We start from the raw sequence: 24,128 nt of genomic DNA, 5'->3' as shown, positions 1-24,128 counted from the left end.
TCCGAGCCCGGCCTGTACCAGAACTTAACAACTTCCAGACCAAAGACCGCACCGCAGCCGCAACGGCACGGTGCAGAGGAGAACAAGACACATGTCTACTCTTGAGATCAAGGACCTGCACGTCAGCATTGACACCGAGCAGGGCACCAAGGAGATCCTGAAGGGCGTCAGCCTGACCATCCGGACCGGTGAGACCCACGCCATCATGGGCCCCAACGGCTCGGGTAAGTCCACTCTCGCCTCCACCATTGCCGGCCACCCGCGCTACAAGGTCACCGGCGGCACCATCACGCTTGACGGCGAAGACGTGCTGGCCATGAGCGTCGACGAGCGTGCCCGCGCCGGGCTCTTCCTGGCCATGCAGTACCCGGTGGAGGTTCCCGGCGTCACGATGACCAACTTCCTGCGGACCGCGAAGACCGCCATCGACGGCCAGGCACCTGCGCTCCGAACCTGGACCAAGGATGTCAAGGCCGCCATGCAGCAGCTGCGCATCGATGCCGACTTCGCCCAGCGCAACGTCAACGAAGGCTTCTCCGGCGGCGAAAAGAAGCGCGTGGAGATCCTCCAACTGGAACTCTTCAAGCCCAAGTTCGCCGTGCTTGACGAGACCGACTCAGGCCTGGACGTCGACGCCCTGAAGATCGTCTCCGAAGGCGTCAACCGCGCCCACGCCGAAGGCAACATGGGCACCATGCTCATCACCCACTACACGCGCATCCTGCGCTACATCAAGCCTGAGTTCGTCCACGTCTTCGTTGACGGCCAGATTGTGGAAGAAGGCGGCCCGGAGCTCGCCGACCGCCTCGAAGAAGAAGGCTACGACCGCTACGCCACGGGCGCCGGGGCAGCCACGATCGCTGCCGCTGCCGCCGCAGCGCAGGCCTAGTTAGGACACGCCATGACAGAAATCGACGCAGCCCGCACAGGGCTGGAGGATGTCGAAGAGGCACTCAAGGATGTCATCGACCCCGAACTCGGGGTCAACATCGTGGACCTCGGGCTGCTGTACGGCCTGAAGTACTCGGAGGATGATGGCGCCCTACTGATCGACATGACGCTCACCACAGCGGCCTGCCCGCTGACCGACGTCCTCGAGGAGCAGGTCGGCAAGGCGCTGGACGGCGTCGTGGACGAGTGGCGCCTGAACTGGGTATGGATGCCGCCATGGGGTCCGGAGCGGATCACCGATGACGGCAAGGACCAGATGCGCGCCCTCGGGTTCAACATCTAAGGAAACTGCTTAAAGTACGACGGCGGCGCTGAAGGTGTCGCACTGGTTGATGTCGCCGGTCTTGTAGCCCTGGTAGTACCACTTCTGCCGCTGGGCGCTGGACCCGTGGGTCCAGCCCTCGGGCGAGACCCGGCCCGTGGCTGCCTTTTGGATGCGGTCATCGCCGACTGCGGACGCGGCAGAGAGGGCGTCGTTAAGGTCCTTCTGCGTAAGCGGCTCCAGGAACGGCTTGCCGGTTTTGGGATCCTTCTGCGTGGTGGCGTATCGGGTCCAGAGGCCGGCGTAGCAGTCGGCCTGCAGTTCAACGCGGACGCCACCCGACTGGGCACCCTGCGGATCCTGCTGAGCCTTGTCCAGGTCGCCCAGGATGTTCTGGATATGATGGCCGAATTCATGGGCCACGACGTATTCCTGCGCCAGCGGGCCACCCGACGAGCCGAAGCGGTCCACGAGTTCCTGGAAGAAACCGGGGTCGAAGTACGCCGTTGTGTCCGCGGGGCAGTAGAAGGGGCCTACTTCTGAGGTGGCCGCGCCGCAGGCGGTGCCCGTGCCGCCGGTGAAAAGCACCGTCTTGGGCCGGGGGTACTTGACCTTGTAGTCGGCCAGATACGCCGGCCAGAACGCGTTGAGGCTGGTCACTGTTCCGGTGATCCTGCAATCGAGCCGTCTATCGGCGTCCGTACCGAGTTTGCATTCCGTGGGCGCCGTTCCCTGGCTCTGGCCGGGCTGTTCCTGCCCCGAGCCGACCAGTCCTTCGAGGAGCCCTGGATTGATGCCGAACAGCGCAGCCAGAAGCAGGATTACGCCGCCCCCGATGCCACCCCCGATTTTCGGTCCGCGGCCCATTCCGCCGCCCCGCCGGTCTTCCACTTGGGATGAGTCTATTTCGACTCCGTCATTGAAGCTCATGTTGTCACAATAGTCGTCTGCAGCAGGGGTGCAGCCGGTTCCGCCGGTAAAGTTGGTCCGATGCCTTTTCTCAACAGACTCCAGCGCTGGGCCGATGAACGCCCCGACGACACCGCCGTCGTCGTGGCGGGCAAGCGGCTCAGCTGGTCCGGTCTCCGCGACGAAGCGGAGGCCATTGCCGCCGGCGGCGCTGCCGAAATCACGGTGCTCGCCGAACGGAATTCCACGCACTTTGCGGTCGCCTTCGCCGCCGCTGTAGCGGGTGAGCGGCAGTGCGCAGTTCTCGATCCAACATGGCCGGAGCAGTTGCGGGCGGAGATCGTTCACCGGTTGGGACCAGCCGCTGAAGCGGTCCCCGGAAGGGCGGGCGCAGCGGCGGGGGCGCCAGCCGCGGACGGGCGGCTTGCTGACGGGCGGCTTGCTGACGGGCGGCTTGCTGACGGTGATCCGGAGTCGTCCTTCCTGATCGGCCTGACCTCCGGCACCACTTCCGTTCCCAAGGCGTTTACCCGTTCCAGGCGCTCCTGGCAGCAGTCCTTCGAGGCCTCCATGGAGTTCTTCGGCCTCAGCCAGGAGGACAAAACCCTTGCCCCGGGGCCGCTCGCGGCGAGCCTCAACCTCTATGCCCTGGCCGAATGCCTCTACGCGGGCTCGGAATTCCACACACTCGAGTCCTTCGACGTCGGCGACGTCCACGCCGCCATCAGCCACGACGGCATTACCCGGCTGGTGCTGGTCCCCACCATGCTCCGACTGTTCAGTGAACGCGGGCTGACCGGCTGTGTTGATGCCTCCGGCCTGCGGAGCATCATCTGCGCCGGTTCAAAGCTTGACGCCCGCACCCTCGAAGCAGCCCGCCGGTGGGCGCCGAACGCCACCATCTTCGAGTACTACGGCGCGTCGGAACTGAGCTTCGTGTCCGGCACCGGCCTTCCGGCCGGCAGGCCGCTGGACGCCGGTGGAACCGGCATCGGCCGGCCGTTTCCCGGCGTCGACGTCAGGATCATGGACGACGCCGGCGCTGTCCTTACCGACGGGGCTGCAGGGAACATCAGCGTCCGGAGCGGCATGGTCAGCAACGGGTACCTGTGGGGCGACGACGGGCAGGCGCTCCGGTGTTTCAACGGCTGGTTCACAGTGGGGGACCAGGGGTACCTGGAGAACGGCGAGCTGCACATCCTGGGCCGGCGCGCAGACATGATCATCACGGCCGGCAAGAATGTCTACCCGCACGAAGTCGAGCTGGCCCTGGCTTCCGTTCCCGGCGTGGCGTCGGCCGTGGCGGCCGGCATGGACGACGACGTCCGTGGCCAGCGCGTGGTGGCCGGGATCGTCCCGTCGCACGGCGGGGTCACCGCCACCCAGCTCAAGACCCGTCTCGAGGAAATCCTGCCGAAGGACAAGAGGCCGCTGCAGTACTTCGCCCTTGCCGAGCTTCCGCTGACGGACCGTGGAAAGATCAGCCGCCGCGTCATGCTCGACTGGATCACCGCCCGCGACTCCCGCGTCCGGCGCCTTGTCTGAGTCGGATCGCGTGTCTGAGGCGGGCAGGACAGAAACGCAGGCGCAGCAGCCCCTCCCGGCTGAGCGGCAGCCGGTCATCATCGCCGCGTTGCGCACGCCCCTTTGCCGGGCAAACGGCGCCCTGAAGCGGCTCCGCGCCCACGAACTCCTGGCGCCGGTGCTGGGCGCGCTGCTGGCCCAAAGCGGGATCGGGGCTGCTGAAGTGGCCGACGTCGTCATCGGCAATGCGGTGGGCGGCGGCGGCAACGTGGCCCGGCTGGCGGCCCTTGAGGCAGGCTTCCCGGTCACTGTCCCGGGCCTTACCGTCGACCGGCAGTGCGGCTCCGGCCTTGACGCCATCGTCCTTGCGTCACGGCTCGTTGCGGCGGGTGGCGGCGGCTTGTATCTGGCCGGGGGAGTGGAAAGCATCAGCACCGCGCCGCTGCGCGCGCACCGGGACGACGACGGCGTTCCCGCCTTTTTCAGCCGGGCCCAGTTTGCGCCGCACAGCATGGGCGATCCGGACATGGGGGTGGCCGCTGAGAACGTGGCAGCCGAGTTCGGCATCAGCCGTTCGCGGCAGGACGACTTCGCGCTGCGCAGCCACCGCAGGGCTGTTGCCGCCGCCGCAAACGGCGCCTACGACCGGGAGACCGTCCCGCTGGAGGCGGCTGCCGGCAGGGTGACAGCCGACGACGGGCCCCGGCCCCGGCTCAGTGAGTCCCTGATGGCGAGGTTTCCGGCTGCCTTTGTGGAATCCGGGACCGTCACCGCCGGTAACTCCTGCTTCGACGCGGACGGCGCTGCCGCCGTCGTCATCACCTCGCTGGCGCGGGCACAGGAACTGGGCGCGGCTGATGGGCTGGCCGTCCTGGGAACTGATACAGCCGGGGTGGAGCCGCGGCTCCTCGGCATCGGCGCCGCATCAGCCGCAGAGCGGCTGCTGGCAGCGCGGGGTGAGACGGCCGACGTCGTGGACCTTGTGGAATTCAATGAGGCGTTCGCCTCCCAGACGCTGGCATGCATGGACCGGCTGCGCATCGATCCGCAGCGAGCCAATGCCGACGGCGGTGCTCTGGCGCTCGGCCATGCGTACGGGGCATCCGGCGCCGTCCTGGTCACGAGGCTGCTGGCCCAGGCCCGCCGCACTCCGGATCAGGAGAAACTCGCTCTCGCGATGATCAGCATTGCCGGGGGCATGGGAACGGCTGCCCTGTTCAGGTACGCCCGGCTCTAGGCCGCAGGCAGCACGGCCGGAGTCAGTCGTCCTCGGGTTCACCCAAACCGCGGGCGGCCAGGGCATCACCGGTGTGGCGAGCATAGGCAACGGTGGTGATAAACACCGGCAGGACCAGCGCGCGCGGGTTGCGTTCCAGGCCGCGGGCGCGCGCCGAGTCACGGACGTCCGCGTAGGCCCCGGCGATGAAGGGGATGCTGCGCAGCATGATCGCGATGGTAAGGGCAAACCGTTCGGGATCCGCCCCGAAGCGCGTGAACGGCCGGGCAAGGGACACCACTCCGTCCAGGAGCCGCTGCAGCGGTGTGGTTGCCGTCAGCAGCGATGCCGCCACGACGCATAGCAGGACGTTCAGGACGATGCGTGCCGCCACGGGCGCCCCAAGCTGCCACCACTGGAACACGCCGATGGCCAGCAGCACCGGAAGCAGCGGGCGGACAGCGCGGAAGAGGCGGGCCGGACCCGCGCCGCTCAGCAGGAACAAGGCGCACATCAGGGTGAGCGCGGCGGCCGCCAGCCGCCAGTCGACAATCAGGAACGAGGCCATGCCGCAGCCCACCACCAGAAGGAACTTCAGCCAAAGGGGAGTGCGGTGGATCAGGGACCTGCCTGCCACGTAGTTGGCGAGCAGGAAGCCGTGCCCCCTCACCTCGCATCCCCACTGCCCGCGCCCCCACTGTGCGGGACCTCAAGGCCAGCGGCGCACAACGAGCGGTAATGCGCGACGGCGGCGGCAGCATCGCCGTCGAAAGCTATCCGGCCGGACTCGACTACCAGGACGCGGTCCATCTCGAGGGCGAGCTCAAGGTCATGGGTGGACATGACGATTTGCTGGCGGAGTCCCGCGATCGTGCGCCGCAGCAGTTCACGGTTCCGGAGGTCCAGAAGCGTGGACGGTTCGTCCAGGACCAGTACGTCGGGTTCCACCGCGAGTACCACCGCCAGCGCCAGCAGCTGCCGTTCGCCGCCGGAAAGCTCGTAGATGCTCTGGTCCGCCAACGGCAGGAGGCCGAAGCGGTCCAGCGCGGCGTCGGCCCTTTCGCGGCGTTCGGTTCCGTTCCTGACCGAGCGCCGGAGGGACAGTTCAACGTCCTCCCTGCCCGTCGGCATGACCAGCTGGGACAGGGGATCGGTGAACACGAAGCCAACCTGCTGACGGATGGACCGCACTTTCCGGACGGTGTCCAAACCGTTGACGGTGACCGTTCCTTCGGTGGGCGCGACGAGGCCGTTCAGGAGCCGGAGGAGGGTGGACTTGCCGGATCCGTTGGCGCCGATAACGCCGATCCGCCGTTCGGCGAGGCTGAGCGTCACGTCCTGAAGCAGCACCTTAGGGTCCGGGTGGCCGTCGACGGCCACCCGGACACCCACGGTGCTGAGGGAGATCAGGCTCACGGCTGGTTGGAGGACTGCTGCCCGGAGGGCGCCGCGCTAGAAGGAGCTGCGCTTGAAGGAGGTGCCGTTGAGGGAACCACGCTGGACGCGCTTGGGGAACCCAGCGGCCGGACGCGGCGGGCAAGCAGGTCCGGAAAGGCCTTGTGCAGGGCCAGCGCCACCGTGACGGCGAGGACGTTCTTGATGATGTCGCCCGGGTAGAAGGGGAGGTCGGCAAGGAAGGCCTTGGACAGGTCCAGCTTGGCGTTGACCATCATGCCGAGCACGCCGAGCGCGTGCACGACGACGATGCTCGTAACCATGGCCGCGGCGAAGAGGAACACGCCGCGGTACTTGAGCGTGCGCCGTATAACGATGGCTGCGAGCCAGCCGACGACGGCGGCGGCCAGTGGGAAGCCGATAATGTAGCCGGCCGAGGGGCCGGCCAGGATGCCCAGCCCGCTGCGGCCGCCGCTAAAAATGGGGAGTCCGGCGAGTCCCAGCAGGGTGTAGAGCCCCACGGCGGCGAACGCCCTGCCCGGTCCGAGCGCCAGCCCGGTGAGCATCACGGCGAGGGTCTGAAGCGTGATGGGAACGCCCAGTCCGCCCACGGGAATCGCGGCTACGAGAGCGGAGGCGGCCACCAGGGCGGCGAAAACGGCGATGAGGCCGAGGTCGGTGGCGTTCCAGCGGCTGCGTTTCTTCACGCTGGCGGCGGGGGGACGGGTCTGGGTCATGGGAGGTCCTGTCGGAGAGATACAAACAATTATCGGCTGATGTTGACGTTACTGGCCCGGAGATAGGTGCATTTTGTAGCTGTTCTACAAGGGAGGCGTGCCGGGCCTTAGCGCTGGGCACAAAAGCCCGCGCCCAGCGCAGTCAGGCGACTGTGTTCGTGCCGGTTATGGAGGGCGCCCGAGGCCGGTAGACTTGTATAGGCCGTTCTCTCGGCCGCACCGCCCCGGCACCCACAAGTTACGATCCGCTGTGCCGCTGCGTTCCCTGTTGTGAAAGGCCTTACCTGCTTTGATTACCGTCCAGGATCTTGAACTGCGCGCCGGCGCCCGCCTCCTTATGGACCAGGTGAGCTTCCGGATCGACAAGGGAGACAAGATCGGCCTCGTGGGCCGTAACGGTGCAGGCAAGACCACGCTGACCCGGGTGCTCGCGGGCGAGGGCCTGCCCGCCGGCGGCAAGGTTTCCCGCAGCGGCGAGATCGGCTACCTGCCCCAGGATCCGCGCACGCCGGACATGGAACAGCTCGCCCGTGACCGCATCCTGTCCGTCCGCGGCCTGGACGTCGCCGTCAGCAAGCTCCGCGTGGCACACGAAGAGATGGCCAGCGAGGACGCCGCCGTCCAGCGCAAAGCCATGAACCGCTACGACCGGCTGGAATCAGAGTTCCTGGCGGCAGGCGGCTACGCGGCAGAGGCCGAGGCTGCGGCGATCTGCTCCAACCTCGCCCTGCCGGACCGGTTGCTGAACCAGCCGCTGAAGACGCTTTCCGGTGGCCAGCGCCGCCGCGTGGAACTCGCCCGCATCCTGTATTCGGGCGCCGAGACAATGCTCCTCGATGAGCCCACCAACCACCTCGACGCCGATTCGATTTCTTGGCTTCGTGAGTTCCTCAAGAGCCACCAGGGTGGTCTGATCGTGATCAGCCACGACACGGAACTGCTCGAAGCCACCGTGAACAAAGTCTTCCTGCTCGACGCCAACCGCGCGCAGATCGACTTCTACAACATGGACTGGAAGCGCTACCTCCAGCAGCGCGAAACCGACGAGCGAGCCCGCAAGAGGGAGCGCGCCAACGCCGAGAAGAAGGCCCAGGTCCTGTTCGACCAGGCCAACAAGATGCGCGCCAAGGCCACCAAAGCTGTCGCCGCCCAGAACATGGCCAAGCGTGCCGAACGGCTCCTCGGCGGGCTCGAGGCAGTCCGCGAGACCGACCGTGTGGCAGCCCTGCGTTTCCCGGATCCCTCGCCCTGCGGCAAGACCCCGCTCACCGCGGACGGCCTCAGCAAGTCCTACGGCTCGCTGGAAATCTTCACCGATGTGGACCTCGCGATCGATCGCGGCTCCAAGGTGGTCATCCTGGGCCTCAACGGCGCCGGCAAGACCACGCTGCTCCGGATGCTCGCCGGCGTCGACAAGCCTGACACCGGCGAAGTCATTCCCGGCCACGGCCTGAAGGTGGGTTACTACGCCCAGGAACACGAGACGCTCGACGTCGACCGGACCGTGCTGCAGAACATGCGGTCCTCCGCCCCGGACATGAACGACTCCGAAGTGCGCGGAATCCTCGGCTCGTTCCTGTTCTCAGGCGACGACGTCGACAAGCCCGCCGGTGTGCTTTCCGGCGGTGAGAAGACGCGTCTGGCGCTGGCCACCATCGTCGCCTCGAGCGCAAACGTGCTCCTCCTCGACGAGCCCACCAACAACCTCGACCCCGCCAGCCGCGCTGAAATCCTTGGCGCCCTGAGCAACTACACCGGCGCCGTCGTGCTGGTAAGCCACGATGAAGGCGCCGTCGAGGCGCTGAACCCCGAGCGCGTCGTGCTGCTGCCCGACGGCGTGGAGGACCACTGGAACGAGGACTACCTGGACCTCATCACGCTGGCTTAGCAGGCCTCCTGTTCGCAATGGCTCCCTGGTTTCGGGTCATCCTCAAGAGGCCAGCATTGCGCCGCAGGATGGGGACCTGGCCTTCCATCGATGTGATCGCTGTGCCCGAAGGCAAGACCATCAAGAACCGGCTGCATTTCGACCTGCCGGCTGACGGCGTGTCCACTTCCGAGGAGCTCGAGCGCCGGCTCGCCCTCGGCGCACAGACGTGGGCCAGGGCCCGGAAGTCAGTTGGGTGGTACTCGGTGATCCCGAGGGCAACGAGTTCTGCCTGCTGTCCCGATCCGTCCAGGACGTCGAAGATCAAGGTTGAATGGTGCCGGACCGGGCTTGAAAAACCTCATGGTTGAACGGGGCCGGCGCGCGTAGAATTTAGGCAGGCCGGCGGCGGCACCTGAGCAGCTCGTGTCCCCCATGCCTGCTGGCTCAGCCCAGTCCGCCGCCGGCCCCGGGGCGCACATCAAGAAGCGTCGGGCCGGAAGGGCCGGCTGCGGTCCGCCGAGGCCGGTCCTACCGCACCCGTATCGCATGGGCTCCGGTGATTCGCTCAAGCTCCTTGTACGTGATCGAGAACATCGAATGGTGGTCTCCCGCCCCGGCCCAGAGCACGGGGTGGGCTGCCAGCGATGCGTCCAGGAGTGTCCGGATCCTCTGCGGATGGCCCACCGGGGCCACGCCGCCGACTTCCTGTCCGGTGTGTTCCAGGACGAAGGCCGGGGTTGCGCGGCGGACCTTTCCGGACCCCAGCTGGTCTGAGACGTAGCCCGTGTCAACTCTGGCCGCGCCGCTGGCCAGGATGAGTAGGGGAGCGCCGTCTAGTTCGAACACCAGGCTGTTGGTGATAGCAGCGACGTCGCAGCCGAGCGCGGCAGCCGCGGCGGCCGCCGTCGGGACTTTGCCTGGCAACACCGTGACAGTGTCGCGTGCACCTGCCTCGGTGAGGGCGCGCCGTACGTTGGCCACAGGATCGGAAGGAATGTCCTTGCTCCTGCCGTCAGTATCCCTGGGCATCCAGGATCGCGTCTTCCTCTTCTTCGGCCGTGGCGCGCTTCCGTTTCCGCGGTACGGGCGGACGACGGCGGGCTCCCGCGGCGGTGTGGCCAGTGTCACCGCCGGCGCCGGAAGTCGCAGCGTCTTCGGCGTCAATCGCTGCGTTCCGGGCCTGCTGGCGCGCGGCGTACCCGAAGCCGACGAACATCAGGATGCCGAACGCGAACCACTGGAGCGAGTAGGAAAGGTGTGTGCCTTCTTCGACCGACGGCATCGGGAACGCCTGGGGCATCTCGGCAGCCGGCGGCGTTTCGGAGGCGAGCTGGCCATAGGCGCCGGTCAGGAGCGGATATCCGAGTTGGGCCGAGTACGCCGGCAGGTCGATGGAGGGGAGCTGCCCGTCCGGGGCGCCGCGCTGCAGGGCCGGTTCACCGTGCTTCAGCCGCACCACTGCGGTAATCTGCCCGGACGGCGGCGCCGGAACCGAATCCGGGTGCCCTGGATTGTTGTTGCCGATCGGCAGCCAGCCGCGGTCTATCACGACGGTTTCGCCGGAGACCAGCCTGAACGGCACCACGACTTCGTAGCCCGGCTGGCCGTTCAGGGGGCGGTTGCGGACGATGCGCTGCCCCGCGGAGTCGTAGCTGCCGCGCAGCTCCACCTGCGTCCACTCCTTGGACGCATCGAGCTGCCGGAACTGGTTTTTTGCGTCCGAAAAGCTGATCGGCGCGGCCGAATAGTTGGACGTGACCCGCTGGATTTCAGCCAGGGTTTCCGCGCGGCGGTCCATCTGCCAGCGGCCCAGGAACACACAGCCGGTGGCAAAGACCGCAGCCAGCAGGAGATAGCCCAGCCACTTGCTGGAGAACAGGAACCGGTACATTCAGCTGTTCCCGCCGGTTGTTGAGGCGGCGTCGAGCGGGACAGTTTCCTTCCACAGCCCGCGCGTCTGCAGATAGTCTTCCAGCCATTCCTTGTGCCCACCGCACGCCAGCCACACTTTGCGGCGGTCCGGAGTGTGGATCTTCGGGTTGTTCCAGAGCAATTGCCACGACGCGTCTGCGCGGCAGGCTTTACGTGAGCACATGGCTGCGGAGGCCGGGCCGGCGGTCTCGCCCGCACCGCCGCCCAGGTTGAAAATGTTCATGAAGCTTTCTGTCCCCGGCCGTCGTCGTCTTCTTCATCGCTGATCAGCTCGCCCTGCAACACCGTTGGCGGCTCTCCCTCGGCGTCACCCTCCCAGGCGATGCCGGATGCTTCCAGTTCAGCGTACGGTGTGTAGTCGAGGAGCGAGTCGCTGTGGATTTCGGCCTGGTCGGAACCGTTGGCGATCACCACGGCGATCCATGGCAGGAAGACCGCACCCGCCACAGCCACGAGCTTGAGCCAGCCATCCACCACGAAGATCAGGATGAGGCAGACCATGCGGATCCCCATGGCCACCGCGTACTTGATCATGCGATCCCGCATGTCCTCGGAATGCGCTGCAGCGGCGTCCGTAATGCTGTGCACCTCCGACTGACCGGATGCGGTGCCAGGCTTCTCGGGCATCGGCTGTCCGGGCTGGTGGTGGGTTGTCACGGCTGTCTAATCACGCTCCAATGGCTTACCTAATTCTCTCACCATCCGGGGGAGCCGCCCAAACGGGCGCTAAGATCGGAGGCAGTCAAAAATCGAGCCACCACAGCGGAGCCAGGCTTCGCAGAAATCCGGAGTACCCATGTCTGAAGCAGCCGCCCCGGCCCGCAGCGTCCTCATCACCGGCGGAAACCGCGGCATCGGCCTCGCCATTGCCGAGGCCTTCCTGGCCAACGGGGACAAAGTGGCTGTGACCTACCGGAGCGAATCCAAGCTTCCGGACGGCATCCTCGGGGTCAGGGCCGATGTGACCGACGAAGCGTCCGTCGACGCCGCGTTCACCGAGGTCGAGAACGCGCACGGCCCCGTTGAGGTGCTGGTCGCGAACGCCGGCATCACCAAGGACACCCTGCTGCTGCGCATGAGCGAAGACGATTTCACCTCAGTGATCGACACCAACCTCACCGGCGCGTTCCGCGTCATCAAGCGTGCCTCCAAGGGCATGATCCGGCTGCGCAAGGGACGCGTGGTCCTCATCTCCTCGGTCTCCGGTCTTTACGGCGCACCGGGCCAGATCAACTACTCCGCCTCCAAGGCCGGACTCGTCGGGATCGCCCGCTCCCTCACCCGCGAACTCGGCTCGCGCGGCATCACGGCGAACGTTGTGGCGCCGGGCTTCATCAACACCGACATGACGGCAGAGCTGCCCGAGGCTACCCAGAAGGACTACCTCTCCAAGGTGCCGGCGGGACGATTCGCAGACGCCTCCGAGGTGGCCAACGTTGTCCGGTGGATCTCCAGCGACGAGGCGTCGTACATCTCCGGCGCCGTCATCCCGGTCGACGGCGGCCTCGGGATGGGCCACTAGGAGCCGGACGCTCACGCTGCGCCCCCACCCCGGGGACCAACGCCCTGCCGGCGGTGTCCAACAGAGCGTCGGCCGGACTACCTGCCCCGGGCTTCTTTGTGGAGGTCAAACAAAGGAATTGGGAGTGTGCGCTGGCATGATTGACTGCAGACCTACAGCAATTTAGACGTTTCGAACAAAGGGAGCTCGTATGGGCCTGCTGGACAACAAGACCGCCATCGTGACCGGATCCTCGCGGGGAATCGGTGCCGAAGTGGCCAAGAACCTCGCCGGCGAGGGTGCCGCCGTCGTCGTCAACTACCGGCAGAAGGCGCCGCGCGCCAACAAAGTCGTGGCCGGAATCGAAGCCGCGGGCGGCCGTGCGGTGGCAGTCGGTGCGGACCTGACCACCCAGGAAGGCGTGCAGGCACTCGCCAGTGCTGCCATGGAAAACTTCGGCTCGCTGGACGTTCTGGTGCTCAACGCATCGGGCGGCATGGAGTCGGGCATGGAAGAGGGTTACGCCCTCAAGCTGAACCGCGACGCTCAGGTCAACATGCTCAACGCCGCCGTTCCGCTCATGAAGGAGGGTTCGCGCGTGGTGTTCGTCACCAGCCACCAGGCCCACTTCATCAACTCAGTGGCCACCATGCCGGAGTACGAGCCGGTTGCCCGCAGCAAGCGCGCCGGCGAGGACGCGCTCCGTGAACTGCTGCCCAACCTGGCAGACAAGGGCATCTCACTGGTGGTCGTTTCCGGGGACATGATCGAAGGTACCGTGACGGCGACCCTGCTGGACCGCTCCAACCCGGGCGCCATCGAGGCCCGTCGCGCGGAAGCCGGCAAGCTGTACTCCGTCGAAGAGTTTGCTGAAGTGGTAGCGGGCATGGCAACTGCCGACGTCGAGTCCGGCCACACGGAATATGCCGGCGGCGCCGACTACTTCGGCAAGAGCGCCGAGTAGCGATTCCCGGTCTCCCTGGAGAGCCGGTTCTCCAGGCGACGGCACTAATCACGAAGAGCTCCGGGCAGTACGCCTGCCCGGAGCTCTCTTCTGTGACTGAGGCTCTTTCGGGGCGTCGAGGCGTTGTCCGAGGAGCCCGCGCGGCTTAGGGTCTTATGCATGGAACAGCAAGGAGAGGCGGCCCGCCGGAGCTACCCGTCGGGTGTCCCGTGCTGGGTGGACACCCAACAGCCTGATGTGGAGGCCGCCATGGTGTTCTACGGCGGACTCTTCGGGTGGGAGTTCGAGGACACGGCCCCGCCCCGTGCACCTGATAGGTACGTAATAGCCAGGCTCGACGGCCAGGAGGCTGCCGCGATCGGCGGACCCGGAACCGGCGCCCCCGCCTGGAACACGTACGTCTCCGTCGAGGACGCGGACGCCGCCGCGCGCCACCTGTTGTCTGTTGGCGCAACACTGAAATCGGCTCCTGCCGATGCGGGCTCAGGAAGCGTGCAGGCGGTGCTGGCCGACCCCGACGGCGCCGAGTTCCGTATCTGGCAGGCCCGGGAGCGGCCCGGTGCCCAGGCGGTCAACCGGCCTGGCGGGTGGAACTTCAGCGACCTCCACACAACAAACATCGAGGCAGCGGTCGCCTTCTACACCAAGGCTTTCGACTGGCAGTTCGACTCCCTCGATTTCGGAACGATGATCCGCTGCCCCGGGTACGGTGACCACCTCGAGGCCACTGTCGATCCCGACATCAGGGCTCGCCAGTCGGGGGACGCCGTCCCCCGCGGTTTCGAGGACGCCGTCGGCTGGCTTGTCTCCGCGGGCCCCGGCGAGCGGCCGCGGTGGCACGTGACGTTCACTGTCGCAGACCGGGACCGGACGGCCCACGATGCAGAGCGGCTGGGCGCCGACGTCCTGCGGCAGGAGGACACCGCATGGACGCGTACGGTCCTGATCCGGGATCCCGGAGGAGCGGTGTTCACGGCGAGCCAGTACGCGCCGCCGTCCGGCTGAATCGAGCCAGCCAACGAGCGTTTCTGCGGCTCAGACGCCGGCGATGTGCCGGACGGCGTCGAGATACGGCATGTTCACCGCGGCATCCGCCACGGCCCGGACAGCAGGCTTGGCGTTAAAAGCAACGCCGATTCCGGCTGCCCCGAGCATGTCCAGGTCGTTGGCGCCGTCGCCCACGGCGACAGTGTGCTCCATCGCGACGCCTTCCGCGGCGGCCCATTCGCGCAGGTACTTCTCCTTCGCGGCACGGTCAATCACGGCACCAAGCACTTTGCCGGTGAGGGCGCCGTCGACAATTTCCAGCTCGTTGGCGATCCAATAGTCCAAGCCAAGATCCTCGGCGATGGGGCGAAGTATCTGGTTGAAGCCGCCGGACACCACTGCCACCACATGGCCCGCGGCCTTGAACGCCGCCACCAGCTCCGCGGCGCCCTCGCTGAGTTTCACTTCAGCGCGCACGGAATCGACGACGGCGGCCGGCAGCCCGGCGAGCACGGCCACCCGGGCGTGGAGGCTTTGGGCGAAGTCCAGTTCCCCCCGCATGGCGGCTTCGGTGACCGCAGCTACTTCGTCACGTTTGCCGGCGTAGGCGGCCAGCAGTTCGATGACCTCCTGCTGGATGAGCGTGGAGTCCACGTCCATGATGAGGAACTTCCGCTCTGCCGTCCTCAGTTCCGCGGGCACGATGGCCGTATCCACGCCGTCACGGCCCGCCTGCTCCTTCGCCGCGGCCACGCGGTGCCGGAGGCCAGCGATGTCCGCCGCGGAGCCGGACGGCACCGCAAAGTTAACCGTGCAGACGTCATAGCGGCCGTTTTCGCTGCGGGAAGCCGCCTCAAAATCCGTGCCGGAGCCGGCCAGTAGGGACCTGAGATTTTCCGGTTCCGAGGGGGACAATTTCACGCCGTAGCTGACCGCAGTCACGTTCGAAGTCATGGCTGCAATCTTAGCGAGCGCATCCGTGGCCCCCGAATTCGTTTCGGCGGCTGCGGGTGCGGGTCAGGGAACAGCGTTCCAGTTATCAGTCGCACCCTGTTTTGTCCTAGTGTCTACTCCTATGAGTGATGTTCTTGAAATGGCCGCCGTCAGCGTTGTCCGCGGAGCCAAAACGCTCCTGAGCAAGGTGGACTGGCAGGTCCAGGAAGGCGAGCGCTGGGTGATCCTCGGACCCAACGGCGCCGGCAAGACCACTCTGCTGCAGATCGCAGCCGCCCGGCTTCACCCGACAAGCGGCATGGCCGGCATTCTCGAGGAGATCCTCGGCGCCGTTGACGTCTTCGAACTGCGGCCCCGCATCGGTCTGTCCTCAGCCGCGCTGGCCAACCAGATCCCGGAGCACGAGACGGTGCTCAACGTTGTGGTCACGGCCGCCTATGGCGTCACCGGACGCTGGCGCGAGGGATACGAGAAGGACGACGAACGCCGCGCCTTTGCCCTCCTGAATGAGTGGGGGATGGGGCCCTTGCTGAACCGTTCCTTCGCCTCGCTTTCCGAGGGCGAGCGCAAACGTGTCCAGATCGCACGCGCGCTCATGACCGACCCCGAACTGTTGCTGCTGGACGAGCCGGCCGCCGGACTGGACCTTGGCGGCCGCGAGGACCTGGTCCACCGCCTGAGCGAACTGGCCCGCGACGAGGACGCTCCCGTCATCGTGCTCGTTACGCACCACCTGGAGGAAGTCCCCCCGGGCTTCACCCACGCCATGCTCATGCGCGACGGCGGCGTCGTGGCTTCCGGTGCCGTCGAGGAGGTCCTCACCTCCGGCAACCTGAGCGAGACCTTCGGCCTGCCTCTGGATGTCGCGGTCAACGCCGGGCGTTACACCGCAACTGCCCGCCGCTGACGGGTCGGCCGGGGCAGCGTGGAGTTTTTCAGCGGCATCCTTGTGTTCTTTGCCGGCCTGTGGGCCGGCACCATCAACAGCGTGGTGGGCTCCGGCACCCTGGTCACCTTCCCGGTTCTGATTGCTTTGGGACTGGCGCCGGTGACGGCCTCCATGAGCAACGCCATGGGCCTCGTGGCCGGAGGCGCGGCCGGCGCGTGGGGCTACCGCCGTGAGCTCGAAGGACGCGGCCGGCAGCTGCTGAAGATGCTTCCGGCTTCTCTGCTCGGCGGCATAACCGGCGCGTGGCTCCTGCTCCATCTCCCCGAGAAAGTCTTCCACTATGCGGCGCCGGCCCTGATTGTGCTGGCCCTGCTGATGGTCGTGTTCCAGCCCCGGCTGCAGCGCTGGGTACGCAACAGGGAAGAGAATCCTGAGCATGCCCTCCGGGACAAGCACCACGGTGTCCTCCTTGTGGTGCTCGTCTATCTCGCCGGCGTCTACGGAGGTTACTTCGTTGCCGCACAGGGAATTCTGCTGGTCGGCATCCTTGGTGTCTTCATGACGGGGACGATCCAGAACGCCAACGCGATGAAGAACATCCTGGTGCTCGGGGTCAATCTGATCGCGGCCACGTCCTACATGCTCTTCGCCTTCGACCGGATCAACTGGACCGTGGTGGCAATCATCGCCGTGAGCTCGCTCATCGGCGGCCTGGTCGGCGCCAAGGTGGGCCGCAGGCTCTCGCCGCCTGTCCTGCGCGGCATCATCTTCGCCCTTGGGCTCGTCGCTCTTGGCTTCATGATCGCCAATCTGCTGAAATAATCGGCCGGTGACTTTCCACTATCTCGAAACCGCCGAAGACCCGCGCGTCTCGGATTACACCCAGCTGACGGACGTGCACCTGCGCAAGGTCCGTGAGCCGGCCGAGGGCATGTACATCGCGGAATCTTCCAGGGTGCTCCGTCGGGCACTTGCAGCGGGCCACCGGCCCCGGTCGTTCTTCCTCGCGGAAAAGTGGCTTCCGGACCTTGCGGACGTCTTCGAGCAGTATCCGGAGGTTCCGGCTTATGTGGGAAGCTCGGTGCTCCTCGAGGAGATCACCGGCTTCCACCTCCACCGGGGGGCCATGGCGGCCATGCACCGGCCCGCGCCGGTTCCGCTCCCCGAACTGCTCGCCGGTGCCCGCCGGGTGGCGGTGCTGGAAGACATCGTGGACCACACGAACGTCGGGGCCATCTTCCGTTCCGCGGCGGCACTGGACGTGGACGCCGTCCTCGTGTCTCCCCGCTGCGGGGACCCGCTGTACCGGCGCAGCGTCCGCGTGAGCATGGGTACGGTGTTCCAGGTGCCCTGGGCGAGGCTGCACAGCTGGCCACAGGACCTTGGCCTGCTCCGGGACCAGGGCTTCACGGTGGCGGCCATGGAACTCACACCGGACGCTGTGAATCTCGACGAGCTTGCTGCGCGCAACCCGGAAAGGCTTGCGCTGGTGCTGGGAACGGAGGGTGCCGGCATGAGCGCAGAGACGCTGGCCGCCGTCGACCTCGCCATAAAGATCCCCATGCGCACCGGAGTCGATTCGCTGAACGTGGCGGCCGCATCCGCCGTGGCCTTTTGGGAGCTGCGGCCCCGTAATTGATCGCCGGGCAGTCGAGCGCTGCAGCAGCTCCTGCACGTCGAACCTCGAGCTCATCGCGCCCACCCGGGTTGGTGCCGAGGGTCCCAAAACGTGCATGTGTCATGAGTCCATCCCTCGCGACGGCCCCATATACGGCACGCTCAGCTGGCGGCTGCGCTGACCGCGATGAAGCCGCCTTGAGGGTCGCCGATCACCGCGCTGCGAAATCCCGGGGTGTTTATTGGGGCCATCAAGATGGTGCCCCCAAGGGCGACAGCGTGCTGGGCGATGGCGTCCGCGTCGTGGACGGAGAAATTGACGCTCCAATGTGGCGGGACCGCGACGCCGTCCGTCGCCGTCACGACGGCCACGACTCGCTCTGAGCGTCGCCACAGCGAGAAGGCAGCGTCCGGCACCGACTCGAGCTCCCAATCGAACACAGCGCCGTAGAATGCCTGCGCTCGCTCGACGTCCGTCGTGTGCAGCGAGCTCATCGCCCACGAGTTCGGCTCGTTGGCTACCTCAGCGCCGTCCCTCTCGCCAGCCTGCCGCACGCAGAACGGGACGCCGGTGGCGTCGGCGAGGACAGCAATGCCGCCGTCCGAGCCGCCACCAAATGGTCCTGCCAGGCACGTGCCTCCCGCTCGTTCGGCACGTGCAAGGGTCTGGGCGACGTCGCTGACACGCACGTGGGTGTTCCACACCGGCGGGGATAACTGTGGCGCCTGGCCGATCCCGGCCACCAGCCGGCCGCGGAGGCGCGCGGCGAAGTAGTCGCCCTCGAGGCCGGTCGGCATTGGGGTGGGATCATCGAAACTCCAGCCGAAGAGCGGGCCGTAGAAGTCCATGGCGGCCCGGGGCTCCGGCTGGAACGTGTCGACCCAGCACGGCGCGCCGACTGAGTTGATTTCTCGCGTTGTCATTGAAGTGCCCATCTGTTCGTGGAAATCTTTTCGATGAGTTCGGCCAGGTACGGCGGTGTTGTTGTGTCCTGTTGCAGCGTATTGGAGCAACGTTGTGACTGCTAGCGGAACAGGGCTCCTGCTCGACTGAGTCCGTGTGCCGGCCCGGCCATCGGTTCGTCACTGCATCGCGGATCCGCTATGATTGATAGCTGGTTGCACTGCGTCTTTTGCTTGCCTTTGATGCAGACAGCGGCCATCCCATTCATACCTGGCAACTGGCAAAATCCAGTTGTGCGAACAAAGGTCCCATTATGAAGTCTGATATCCACCCGAAGTACGAAGCTGTTGTTTTCAACGACCTGGCTTCCGGCGTCAAGTTCCTGACCAAGTCCACCGTGTCTTCCAAGAAGACCATCGAGTGGGAAGACGGGAACACCTACCCGGTCATCGACGTCGAAATCTCCTCCGAGTCCCACCCGTTCTACACGGGCAAGCAGCGCATCATGGACTCTGCAGGCCGCGTCGAGCGCTTCAACGCTCGCTTCAAGGGCTTCGGCGGCAAGAAGTAACTTACTTCTCCCCAAGGTTCTTTGGAAAAGCCCGCACCGGGAACGGTGCGGGTTTTTTGCGTTTGTGGGGCAGGATGGAAGGCATGACTGCCACGCCATATTCTGCAAACGACGGCGGTGCCCCGCGCCTTCATGGCGAGTACAAGGTTCCGGGCGGCAAGCTCGTTGTGGTGGACCTCGACGTCGTCGACGGCACCTTTGCCGGCATCTCCCTCAGCGGCGATTTCTTCCTCGAACCCGACGAGGCCCTGCCCGACATCAACGCAGCGCTGGAGGGACTCCCGGAAAGCTCGACGGCGCCCGAGATCGCCGCCGCGGTGGAGGCAGCCCTGCCGCCGGGCGCCGTGATGTTCGGCTTCTCGGCGGATGCTGTGGCGGTCGCCGTCCGCCGGGCACTGTCCAAGGCCACCGCCTGGTCCGACCACCATTGGAACATCATTGCCCCCACGGTGTTGCCCACACACCTGAATGTGGCGCTGGACGAGGTCCTGACCGAGGAGGTCGGCGCCGGCCGGCGCAATCCCACGGTCCGCTTCTGGGACTGGGAGGAGCCGTCTGTGGTCATCGGCAGCTTCCAGTCCTTCCGCAACGAGCTTGACCCCGCCGGTGTGGCCAGGCACGGAATCACGGTGGTCCGCAGGATCAGCGGCGGGGGAGCGATGTTCATGGAGGCCGGCAACTGCATCACCTACTCGCTGTACCTGCCACAGACGCTCGTGGACGGCATCAGTTTCGCCGACTCGTACGCGTTCCTGGACGCGTGGGTGATGGCCGCCCTGAAGCAGCTCGGCATCGACGCCTTCTATGTGCCCCTGAACGACATCGCCACGGACCAGGGCAAGATCGGCGGGGCCGCCCAGAAGCGGCTCGCCAACGGCGGCATGCTGCACCACGTCACCATGAGCTATGACATCGACGCCGACAAAATGGTGGAAGTGCTGCGGATCGGCAAGGAGAAACTGTCAGACAAGGGAACCACCAGCGCCAAGAAGCGGGTGGATCCGCTGCGGCGCCAGACCGGATTGGCTCGCACAGACATCGTGGCCGCCATGATGGACGTGTTCGCCGGACGGTACGGAGCCACGCCGTCGGAGATTACTGCGCAGGAATTCGAGACGGCACGCGCGCGGGTTGCCGCGAAGTTCGGCACCGACGAGTGGCTGCACCGCGTGCCATAGGTATCCATCGAGTGCTCCATAACTGCCCTTCTGGGCGCTCAAAACGGCAGTTACGGAGCAACCGATGGTGTTTTCGAGGCGGACTGGGCGGTGAGCGCCCGGTGGAGGTGGCTTCGCTGCTCGATGATGATGCGGCGCAGCGCCCGGGGCGCGTCCCTGTGGTCAGCCAGCCAGGCGTCAGTCCGCACAATGACCGGATGTTCGTCGGGGGAGCCGGCACCTGGAAGAAGGTCACGGGACCCGGGGTAGAACCCGCGCACAATCCGGCTGGCGATCTCGATGCTCCGCTCCGCCCAGACCGCTTCCAGACAGCCGAAGTACGGCTCCACGAAGGGGTCCAGCAGGTCTGCCGGGCCGGTATTGAAGCCGGCGATGGTGGCGCTGAGCAGCTGGTTGGACAACCCTGTGCCGCGCACTGCGGCCTCCCACGCCGCTGCCTTGACCGCGGCCTCGGGCCGGGCTGCGAGCGCCGTGGCATGTCCGGCCCGTCCGGACGCCGTGGTGTCCCGTGCCAGCTCGGCGTCCAGCTCGGCAACGCTTGCCTGGCCGTGAGCGGCCAGGGCATGCCACAGACTCCAGCGGAGCTCGGCGTCCACGGCGAGTCCAGGCACCACGGTGGCGCCGTCAAGCAGGCTGCGGAGCACTGGCAGCTGGCTGCCGTCCGTGCGGCTGAGTGTGGCGAGCGTGCGTGCCCAGGCCAGCTGCTGGTCCGAGCCCGGCTCCGCTGCGCGAAGTTTCCCGGCTGCCGCGGCGGCAAACGCCGCCCGCAGGGCATCACGTTCGTCTGCGGGGACGTAGTGATCCAGCGCCGTTGAGGCATTTCCCAGAATGTTCAGGAGCACGCCGATTCCCGTTTCGGCCGGGGCAAATCTGCGGACGGCGTCCACGTACAGCGCCGCAGGTGTTTCACCGTCCCGGGCGGAGTTCCACAGCGCAGTCCAGCACAGGGCGCGGGCCATCGGATCGGCGATTCGGTCCAGCGATGCACGCACCGTGGCTTCGGAGACCGGATCCAGCCGGACTTTGGCGTAGCTCAGATCCTCGTCATTCACCAGCAGCAGGGCCGGCCGGGCCTTGCCGCCCAGTTCAGCCACCGGCTCCGAGGCCCCGGGCAGGTCCGTCTCAACCGAATCAGTGCGCACCAGCATGCCGGCGTCGTCGAAGTTGTACAGTCCGATCCGCAGGCGGTGCGGCCGCAGCTCGCTCCGGCCGGTGGCGGGGTCCATCGCTTCCTGCAGCAGGGTGACCTGCTCCATCGTGCCGTGGCCCGGTGCGTCGTCGGCAAGCTCCAGCTCGACCCGGAGCGTGGAGATGCCGGACGTCTGGAGCCACTGCCTGGCCCATACCGTCAGGTCCCTGCCCGACGCCTGGCTGAGTGCACCCAGAAGGTCAGCCAGTGTGGTGTTGCCGTACTCGTGGCTCCTGAAATACTGCCGGGAGCCGGCGATGAACGCGTCAAAACCGACATAGGCCACCAGCTGCTTCAGGACGGACGCGCCCTTGGCGTAGGTGATGCCGTCGAAGTTCTGCTTGGCCGCCTCAAGGTCGGGGATGTCCGCAACGATCGGGTGGGTGGTAGGCAACTGGTCCTGGACGTAGGCCCAGGCCTTGCGGTTGTTCGCGAAGTTCACCCAGGCCGTGTCCCATCCGGTGGTCCGGTCCACACCGAGTGTCCCCATGTAGTCCGCGAAGGACTCCTTCAGCCACAGGTCATCCCACCACTGCATGGTGACCAGGTCACCGAACCACATGTGGGCCATTTCGTGCAGCAGCGTGTTGGCGCGGCCCTGGTACTGCGAATCGGCGGCCCGGGAGGCGAAGACGTAGTTCTCCGTGAAGGTGACCAGGCCTGGGTTCTCCATGGCTCCCAGGTTGTATTCGGGCACAAATGCCTGATCGTACTTCCCCCACGGGTACGGGTAGTCGAACAGGCTGTTGAAGAACTCCAGTCCCTGCTTGGTGAGCTGGAACAGCTCGGCAGTGTCAAAGGATTCCGCCATGGAGGCCCGGCAGTAAAGTGCCAGCGGCACCTCAAGCCGCGTGCCGTCGTCGGAGGTTCTGCTCCACAGATCCTGCGCCTTGAAGTAGGGGCCTGCCAGAACGGTGGTGATGTAGGTGGACATCGGCAGTGTGGGAACGAAGTCCCAGCGGCTCGCTCCGGCGTCGTCCGCCAGCGGGAGCCGGGCCGCCTCGGCCCCGTTGGAGGCCACGTGCCATCCGGACGGGGCGGTGACGTGGAAGGTGAAGGAGGCCTTGAGGTCCGGCTGTTCAAAGTTTGCGAACACCCGGCGGGCATCGGCGGGCTCGTACTGGGTGTACAGGTAGCACTGGCCGTCCGCGGGATCGAAGAACCGGTGCATGCCCTCGCCGGACCGGCTGTAACGGGCGGTTCCTGTGACCGTCACCGTGTTCTCGGCCTGCAGTTCGTCCAGCCGGATCCGCGAACCGTCCACGATCCCGGCCGCCGGCAGTTCGGTGCCGTTGAGGACCACGCTCTGGACGTCGCCGATGAAATCCAGGAATGTCGATGTTCCCGGTTCGCGTGCCGAAAAGGTGATGGTGGTCCGGCTGGTGTAGCCGGCCGCGTCCTGATCGGGCGCGTTGCGGACGTCGAGGGAGACGTCGTAGCCGTGGGTGGTGATCAGTGCTGACCGTTCTGCCGCTTCATTGCGCTGGAGGTTCTCATTCGACACTCCGCTATTGAATCATGAGGAAAGCGGCGGCCAGGCCAAGGACCGCTATCAGCAGCCAGGCGGCCAGCGCCGCCATCACTGCCCGGAGCCCCGTGTGCAGCAGGGTGTGGATGCGCACCGCGGACCCGAGCCCGAAAAGCGCACCCCCGAGCAGGATGTCCTGCAGTGCGGCCGCCGCTTCAAGCCAGCCGGCAGAGACCCATCCGGTGGAGCGCAGCGCCACGAGCACCACGAACCCGACGACGAAGAGCGGAACCACGGGCGGCAGCCTCTCCGGGGTCACCAGGGGCAGCTCCGCGTTTGCGCCCGGCTGTACCTTCCCGGCGCGGTGTGTACGGCGGACCGAAACGATCCGCTGGTGCACTCCCGCTGCCGCCACCATGGGAGCCAGCAGGATGACCCGTGTCAGTTTGACGACGACGGCGATCGCCAGCGCCGCAGGACCTGCGGTCTGCGCCGTGGCCACCACCTGGCCGACGTCGTGGACCGAGGCGCCGGTCCACGCGCCGAAAATCTCGGGGCTGAGGCGCAGCGGATGGACCAACAGCGGCAGCACGCCGATGGCCAGCGTGCCGCAGAGCGTCACGAGAGCCACCGGCAGGACGGTGTCCGGGTGCCTGATCCGCCTCACCGCGGCCATGGCACCGATCGCCGAAGCGCCGCAGATGGAAAACCCCGTGGCGATCAAGAGGGAGGCTTCCCGCGGAAGCCTGAAGAGGCGGGAAATTCCGTACGTGCCGGCAAAGCTGGCCAGCACCACACCCGCAATCAGCAGCAGGGATGTCCAGCCGAGGCCCAGCACGTCTGCAATTCCCACCTTGAGTCCAAGCAGCACGATGCCGCCGCGCATCAGGTGCTTCCCGGCGAAGTCCAGTCCAGGCCGGGCCCGTCCTGCCGTCCACACCGCCGTGAACGGCAGGTTGGCCGCCAGCAGCCCAAGGACCACGGCCAGTGTCATCGCCGGAAGGGCCGGAACCGCGGCATGGACGGAGAAGGCAATGGCCAGTGCCACCACGGCCGTCAGCAGGCCGGGCAGATTCCGGGTAAGGTTCTGGTGCACCACCCTGCGCAGCT

At 66.5% G+C, this 24,128-nt stretch carries 26 protein-coding genes; 14 read left to right on the top strand and 12 right to left on the bottom strand.

The features are described 5' to 3' along the window. Positions 1-91 precede the first annotated feature (91 nt). Entirely contained in the window at positions 92-889 is a 798-nt protein-coding gene (gene sufC / locus AC1DD3_RS13355; protein WP_230121305.1) for a Fe-S cluster assembly ATPase SufC, read from the top strand. A gap of 12 nt (positions 890-901) precedes the next feature. Then, positions 902-1,234, top strand: a complete 333-nt coding sequence (locus tag AC1DD3_RS13350) for a metal-sulfur cluster assembly factor (RefSeq protein WP_003798940.1) — start codon at positions 902-904, stop codon at positions 1,232-1,234. Positions 1,235-1,243: 9 nt separating this feature from the next. Here the strand turns inward: AC1DD3_RS13350 and ypfJ are convergent, their stop codons facing one another. Next, entirely contained in the window at positions 1,244-2,143 is a 900-nt protein-coding gene (gene ypfJ, locus AC1DD3_RS13345; RefSeq protein WP_476881852.1) for a KPN_02809 family neutral zinc metallopeptidase, read from the bottom strand. A 60-nt stretch (positions 2,144-2,203) separates the two neighbouring features. On the opposite strand from ypfJ, the gene AC1DD3_RS13340 reads away from it, so the two are divergent. After that, positions 2,204-3,667, top strand: coding sequence for a class I adenylate-forming enzyme family protein (locus AC1DD3_RS13340; protein WP_476881851.1), 1,464 nt, complete (start codon positions 2,204-2,206; stop codon positions 3,665-3,667). 10 nt (positions 3,668-3,677) lie between these two features. Beyond that, the gene (locus tag AC1DD3_RS13335) at positions 3,678-4,883 is read left to right on the top strand and encodes a thiolase family protein (protein ID WP_476881850.1); all 1,206 of its coding nucleotides are present in this window, start codon (positions 3,678-3,680) and stop codon (positions 4,881-4,883) included. 22 nt (positions 4,884-4,905) lie between these two features. Here the strand turns inward: AC1DD3_RS13335 and AC1DD3_RS13330 are convergent, their stop codons facing one another. From AC1DD3_RS13330 to AC1DD3_RS13320, 3 genes are read right to left on the bottom strand one after another with little or no spacing between them, the layout of a single operon-like run. Next, entirely contained in the window at positions 4,906-5,532 is a 627-nt protein-coding gene (locus AC1DD3_RS13330) for an energy-coupling factor transporter transmembrane component T family protein (protein ID WP_230119546.1), read from the bottom strand. Next, entirely contained in the window at positions 5,529-6,278 is a 750-nt protein-coding gene (locus tag AC1DD3_RS13325; protein ID WP_230119545.1) for an energy-coupling factor ABC transporter ATP-binding protein, read from the bottom strand. Before AC1DD3_RS13325 ends, AC1DD3_RS13330 begins: the two co-directional genes overlap by 4 nt. After that, positions 6,275-6,994, bottom strand: a complete 720-nt coding sequence (locus tag AC1DD3_RS13320) for a biotin transporter BioY (RefSeq protein WP_230119544.1) — start codon at positions 6,992-6,994, stop codon at positions 6,275-6,277. The genes AC1DD3_RS13325 and AC1DD3_RS13320 overlap by 4 nt, the downstream gene beginning before the upstream one ends. Before the next feature lie 289 nt (positions 6,995-7,283). Here AC1DD3_RS13320 and AC1DD3_RS13315 point away from each other — a divergent pair, with 289 nt between their 5' ends. Both AC1DD3_RS13315 and AC1DD3_RS13310 read left to right on the top strand, forming a co-directional pair. Then, positions 7,284-8,882 carry an ABC-F family ATP-binding cassette domain-containing protein gene (locus AC1DD3_RS13315; protein ID WP_230119543.1) on the top strand — a complete coding sequence of 533 codons (1,599 nt, stop codon included), beginning with the start codon at positions 7,284-7,286 and terminating at the stop codon, positions 8,880-8,882. Positions 8,883-8,950: 68 nt separating this feature from the next. Then, positions 8,951-9,232 (top strand): VOC family protein, encoded by a 282-nt coding sequence (locus AC1DD3_RS13310; RefSeq protein WP_476881849.1) that lies wholly within the window; start codon positions 8,951-8,953, stop codon positions 9,230-9,232. Positions 9,233-9,392: 160 nt separating this feature from the next. On the opposite strand, the gene AC1DD3_RS13305 is transcribed toward AC1DD3_RS13310, so the two are convergent. Genes AC1DD3_RS13305 through AC1DD3_RS13290 form a run of 4 tightly spaced genes read right to left on the bottom strand, consistent with a single transcriptional unit; the run spans position 9,393 to position 11,453 of the window. After that, the gene (locus AC1DD3_RS13305) at positions 9,393-9,893 is read right to left on the bottom strand and encodes a YbaK/EbsC family protein (RefSeq protein ID WP_230119542.1); all 501 of its coding nucleotides are present in this window, start codon (positions 9,891-9,893) and stop codon (positions 9,393-9,395) included. Then, on the bottom strand, positions 9,877-10,755 hold the full coding sequence (locus tag AC1DD3_RS13300) for an SURF1 family cytochrome oxidase biogenesis protein (RefSeq protein ID WP_230119541.1): 879 nt from the start codon (positions 10,753-10,755) through the stop codon (positions 9,877-9,879). The genes AC1DD3_RS13305 and AC1DD3_RS13300 overlap by 17 nt, the downstream gene beginning before the upstream one ends. Further along, positions 10,756-11,019, bottom strand: a complete 264-nt coding sequence (locus AC1DD3_RS13295; RefSeq protein WP_230119540.1) for a hypothetical protein — start codon at positions 11,017-11,019, stop codon at positions 10,756-10,758. Beyond that, the gene (locus tag AC1DD3_RS13290; protein ID WP_476877238.1) at positions 11,016-11,453 is read right to left on the bottom strand and encodes a DUF3099 domain-containing protein; all 438 of its coding nucleotides are present in this window, start codon (positions 11,451-11,453) and stop codon (positions 11,016-11,018) included. Before AC1DD3_RS13290 ends, AC1DD3_RS13295 begins: the two co-directional genes overlap by 4 nt. Positions 11,454-11,592: 139 nt before the next feature. Between AC1DD3_RS13290 and AC1DD3_RS13285 the strand changes: the two genes are divergently transcribed. The 3 genes from AC1DD3_RS13285 to AC1DD3_RS13275 all read left to right on the top strand — a co-directional run bounded on the left by AC1DD3_RS13285 (position 11,593) and on the right by AC1DD3_RS13275 (position 14,266). After that, positions 11,593-12,318: a beta-ketoacyl-ACP reductase gene (locus AC1DD3_RS13285; protein WP_230119539.1), complete on the top strand. Its 726-nt coding sequence runs from the start codon at positions 11,593-11,595 to the stop codon at positions 12,316-12,318. A gap of 190 nt (positions 12,319-12,508) precedes the next feature. Continuing rightward, positions 12,509-13,261, top strand: a complete 753-nt coding sequence (locus AC1DD3_RS13280; RefSeq protein WP_230119538.1) for an SDR family oxidoreductase — start codon at positions 12,509-12,511, stop codon at positions 13,259-13,261. A gap of 159 nt (positions 13,262-13,420) precedes the next feature. Further along, positions 13,421-14,266, top strand: a complete 846-nt coding sequence (locus AC1DD3_RS13275; protein ID WP_476877237.1) for a VOC family protein — start codon at positions 13,421-13,423, stop codon at positions 14,264-14,266. Between the two features lie 30 nt (positions 14,267-14,296). Here the strand turns inward: AC1DD3_RS13275 and serB are convergent, their stop codons facing one another. Continuing rightward, positions 14,297-15,202, bottom strand: a complete 906-nt coding sequence (gene serB, locus AC1DD3_RS13270; protein WP_230119536.1) for a phosphoserine phosphatase SerB — start codon at positions 15,200-15,202, stop codon at positions 14,297-14,299. A 121-nt stretch (positions 15,203-15,323) separates the two neighbouring features. On the opposite strand from serB, the gene AC1DD3_RS13265 reads away from it, so the two are divergent. The 3 genes from AC1DD3_RS13265 to AC1DD3_RS13255 are packed head-to-tail and all read left to right on the top strand — an operon-like array spanning position 15,324 to position 17,730. Further along, entirely contained in the window at positions 15,324-16,109 is a 786-nt protein-coding gene (locus AC1DD3_RS13265) for an ABC transporter ATP-binding protein (protein WP_230119535.1), read from the top strand. A gap of 18 nt (positions 16,110-16,127) precedes the next feature. Continuing rightward, entirely contained in the window at positions 16,128-16,913 is a 786-nt protein-coding gene (locus tag AC1DD3_RS13260; RefSeq protein WP_230119534.1) for a sulfite exporter TauE/SafE family protein, read from the top strand. A 7-nt stretch (positions 16,914-16,920) separates the two neighbouring features. Then, the gene (locus tag AC1DD3_RS13255; protein WP_230119533.1) at positions 16,921-17,730 is read left to right on the top strand and encodes a TrmH family RNA methyltransferase; all 810 of its coding nucleotides are present in this window, start codon (positions 16,921-16,923) and stop codon (positions 17,728-17,730) included. Positions 17,731-17,870: 140 nt separating this feature from the next. Here AC1DD3_RS13255 and AC1DD3_RS13250 read toward each other — a convergent pair whose 3' ends face one another. After that, positions 17,871-18,632 (bottom strand): VOC family protein, encoded by a 762-nt coding sequence (locus tag AC1DD3_RS13250; protein ID WP_476881848.1) that lies wholly within the window; start codon positions 18,630-18,632, stop codon positions 17,871-17,873. A gap of 293 nt (positions 18,633-18,925) precedes the next feature. Here AC1DD3_RS13250 and AC1DD3_RS13245 point away from each other — a divergent pair, with 293 nt between their 5' ends. Next, entirely contained in the window at positions 18,926-19,183 is a 258-nt protein-coding gene (locus AC1DD3_RS13245) for a type B 50S ribosomal protein L31 (protein ID WP_028267311.1), read from the top strand. A gap of 83 nt (positions 19,184-19,266) precedes the next feature. Beyond that, the gene (locus AC1DD3_RS13240) at positions 19,267-20,361 is read left to right on the top strand and encodes a lipoate--protein ligase family protein (protein WP_230119531.1); all 1,095 of its coding nucleotides are present in this window, start codon (positions 19,267-19,269) and stop codon (positions 20,359-20,361) included. Positions 20,362-20,411: 50 nt separating this feature from the next. Here AC1DD3_RS13240 and pepN read toward each other — a convergent pair whose 3' ends face one another. Together pepN and AC1DD3_RS13230 are read right to left on the bottom strand one after the other, a co-directional pair. Beyond that, positions 20,412-23,054, bottom strand: a complete 2,643-nt coding sequence (gene pepN, locus AC1DD3_RS13235; protein ID WP_476881847.1) for an aminopeptidase N — start codon at positions 23,052-23,054, stop codon at positions 20,412-20,414. Positions 23,055-23,058: 4 nt separating this feature from the next. Continuing rightward, positions 23,059-24,117, bottom strand: a complete 1,059-nt coding sequence (locus tag AC1DD3_RS13230) for a YeiH family protein (RefSeq protein ID WP_476877250.1) — start codon at positions 24,115-24,117, stop codon at positions 23,059-23,061. Positions 24,118-24,128 lie beyond the last annotated feature (11 nt).

The organism is Arthrobacter sp. 05T444 (assembly GCF_056395905.1).
The sequence above is the reverse complement of the archived record's forward strand: the minus strand, read 5'-3'. Positions and strand labels throughout refer to the sequence as shown.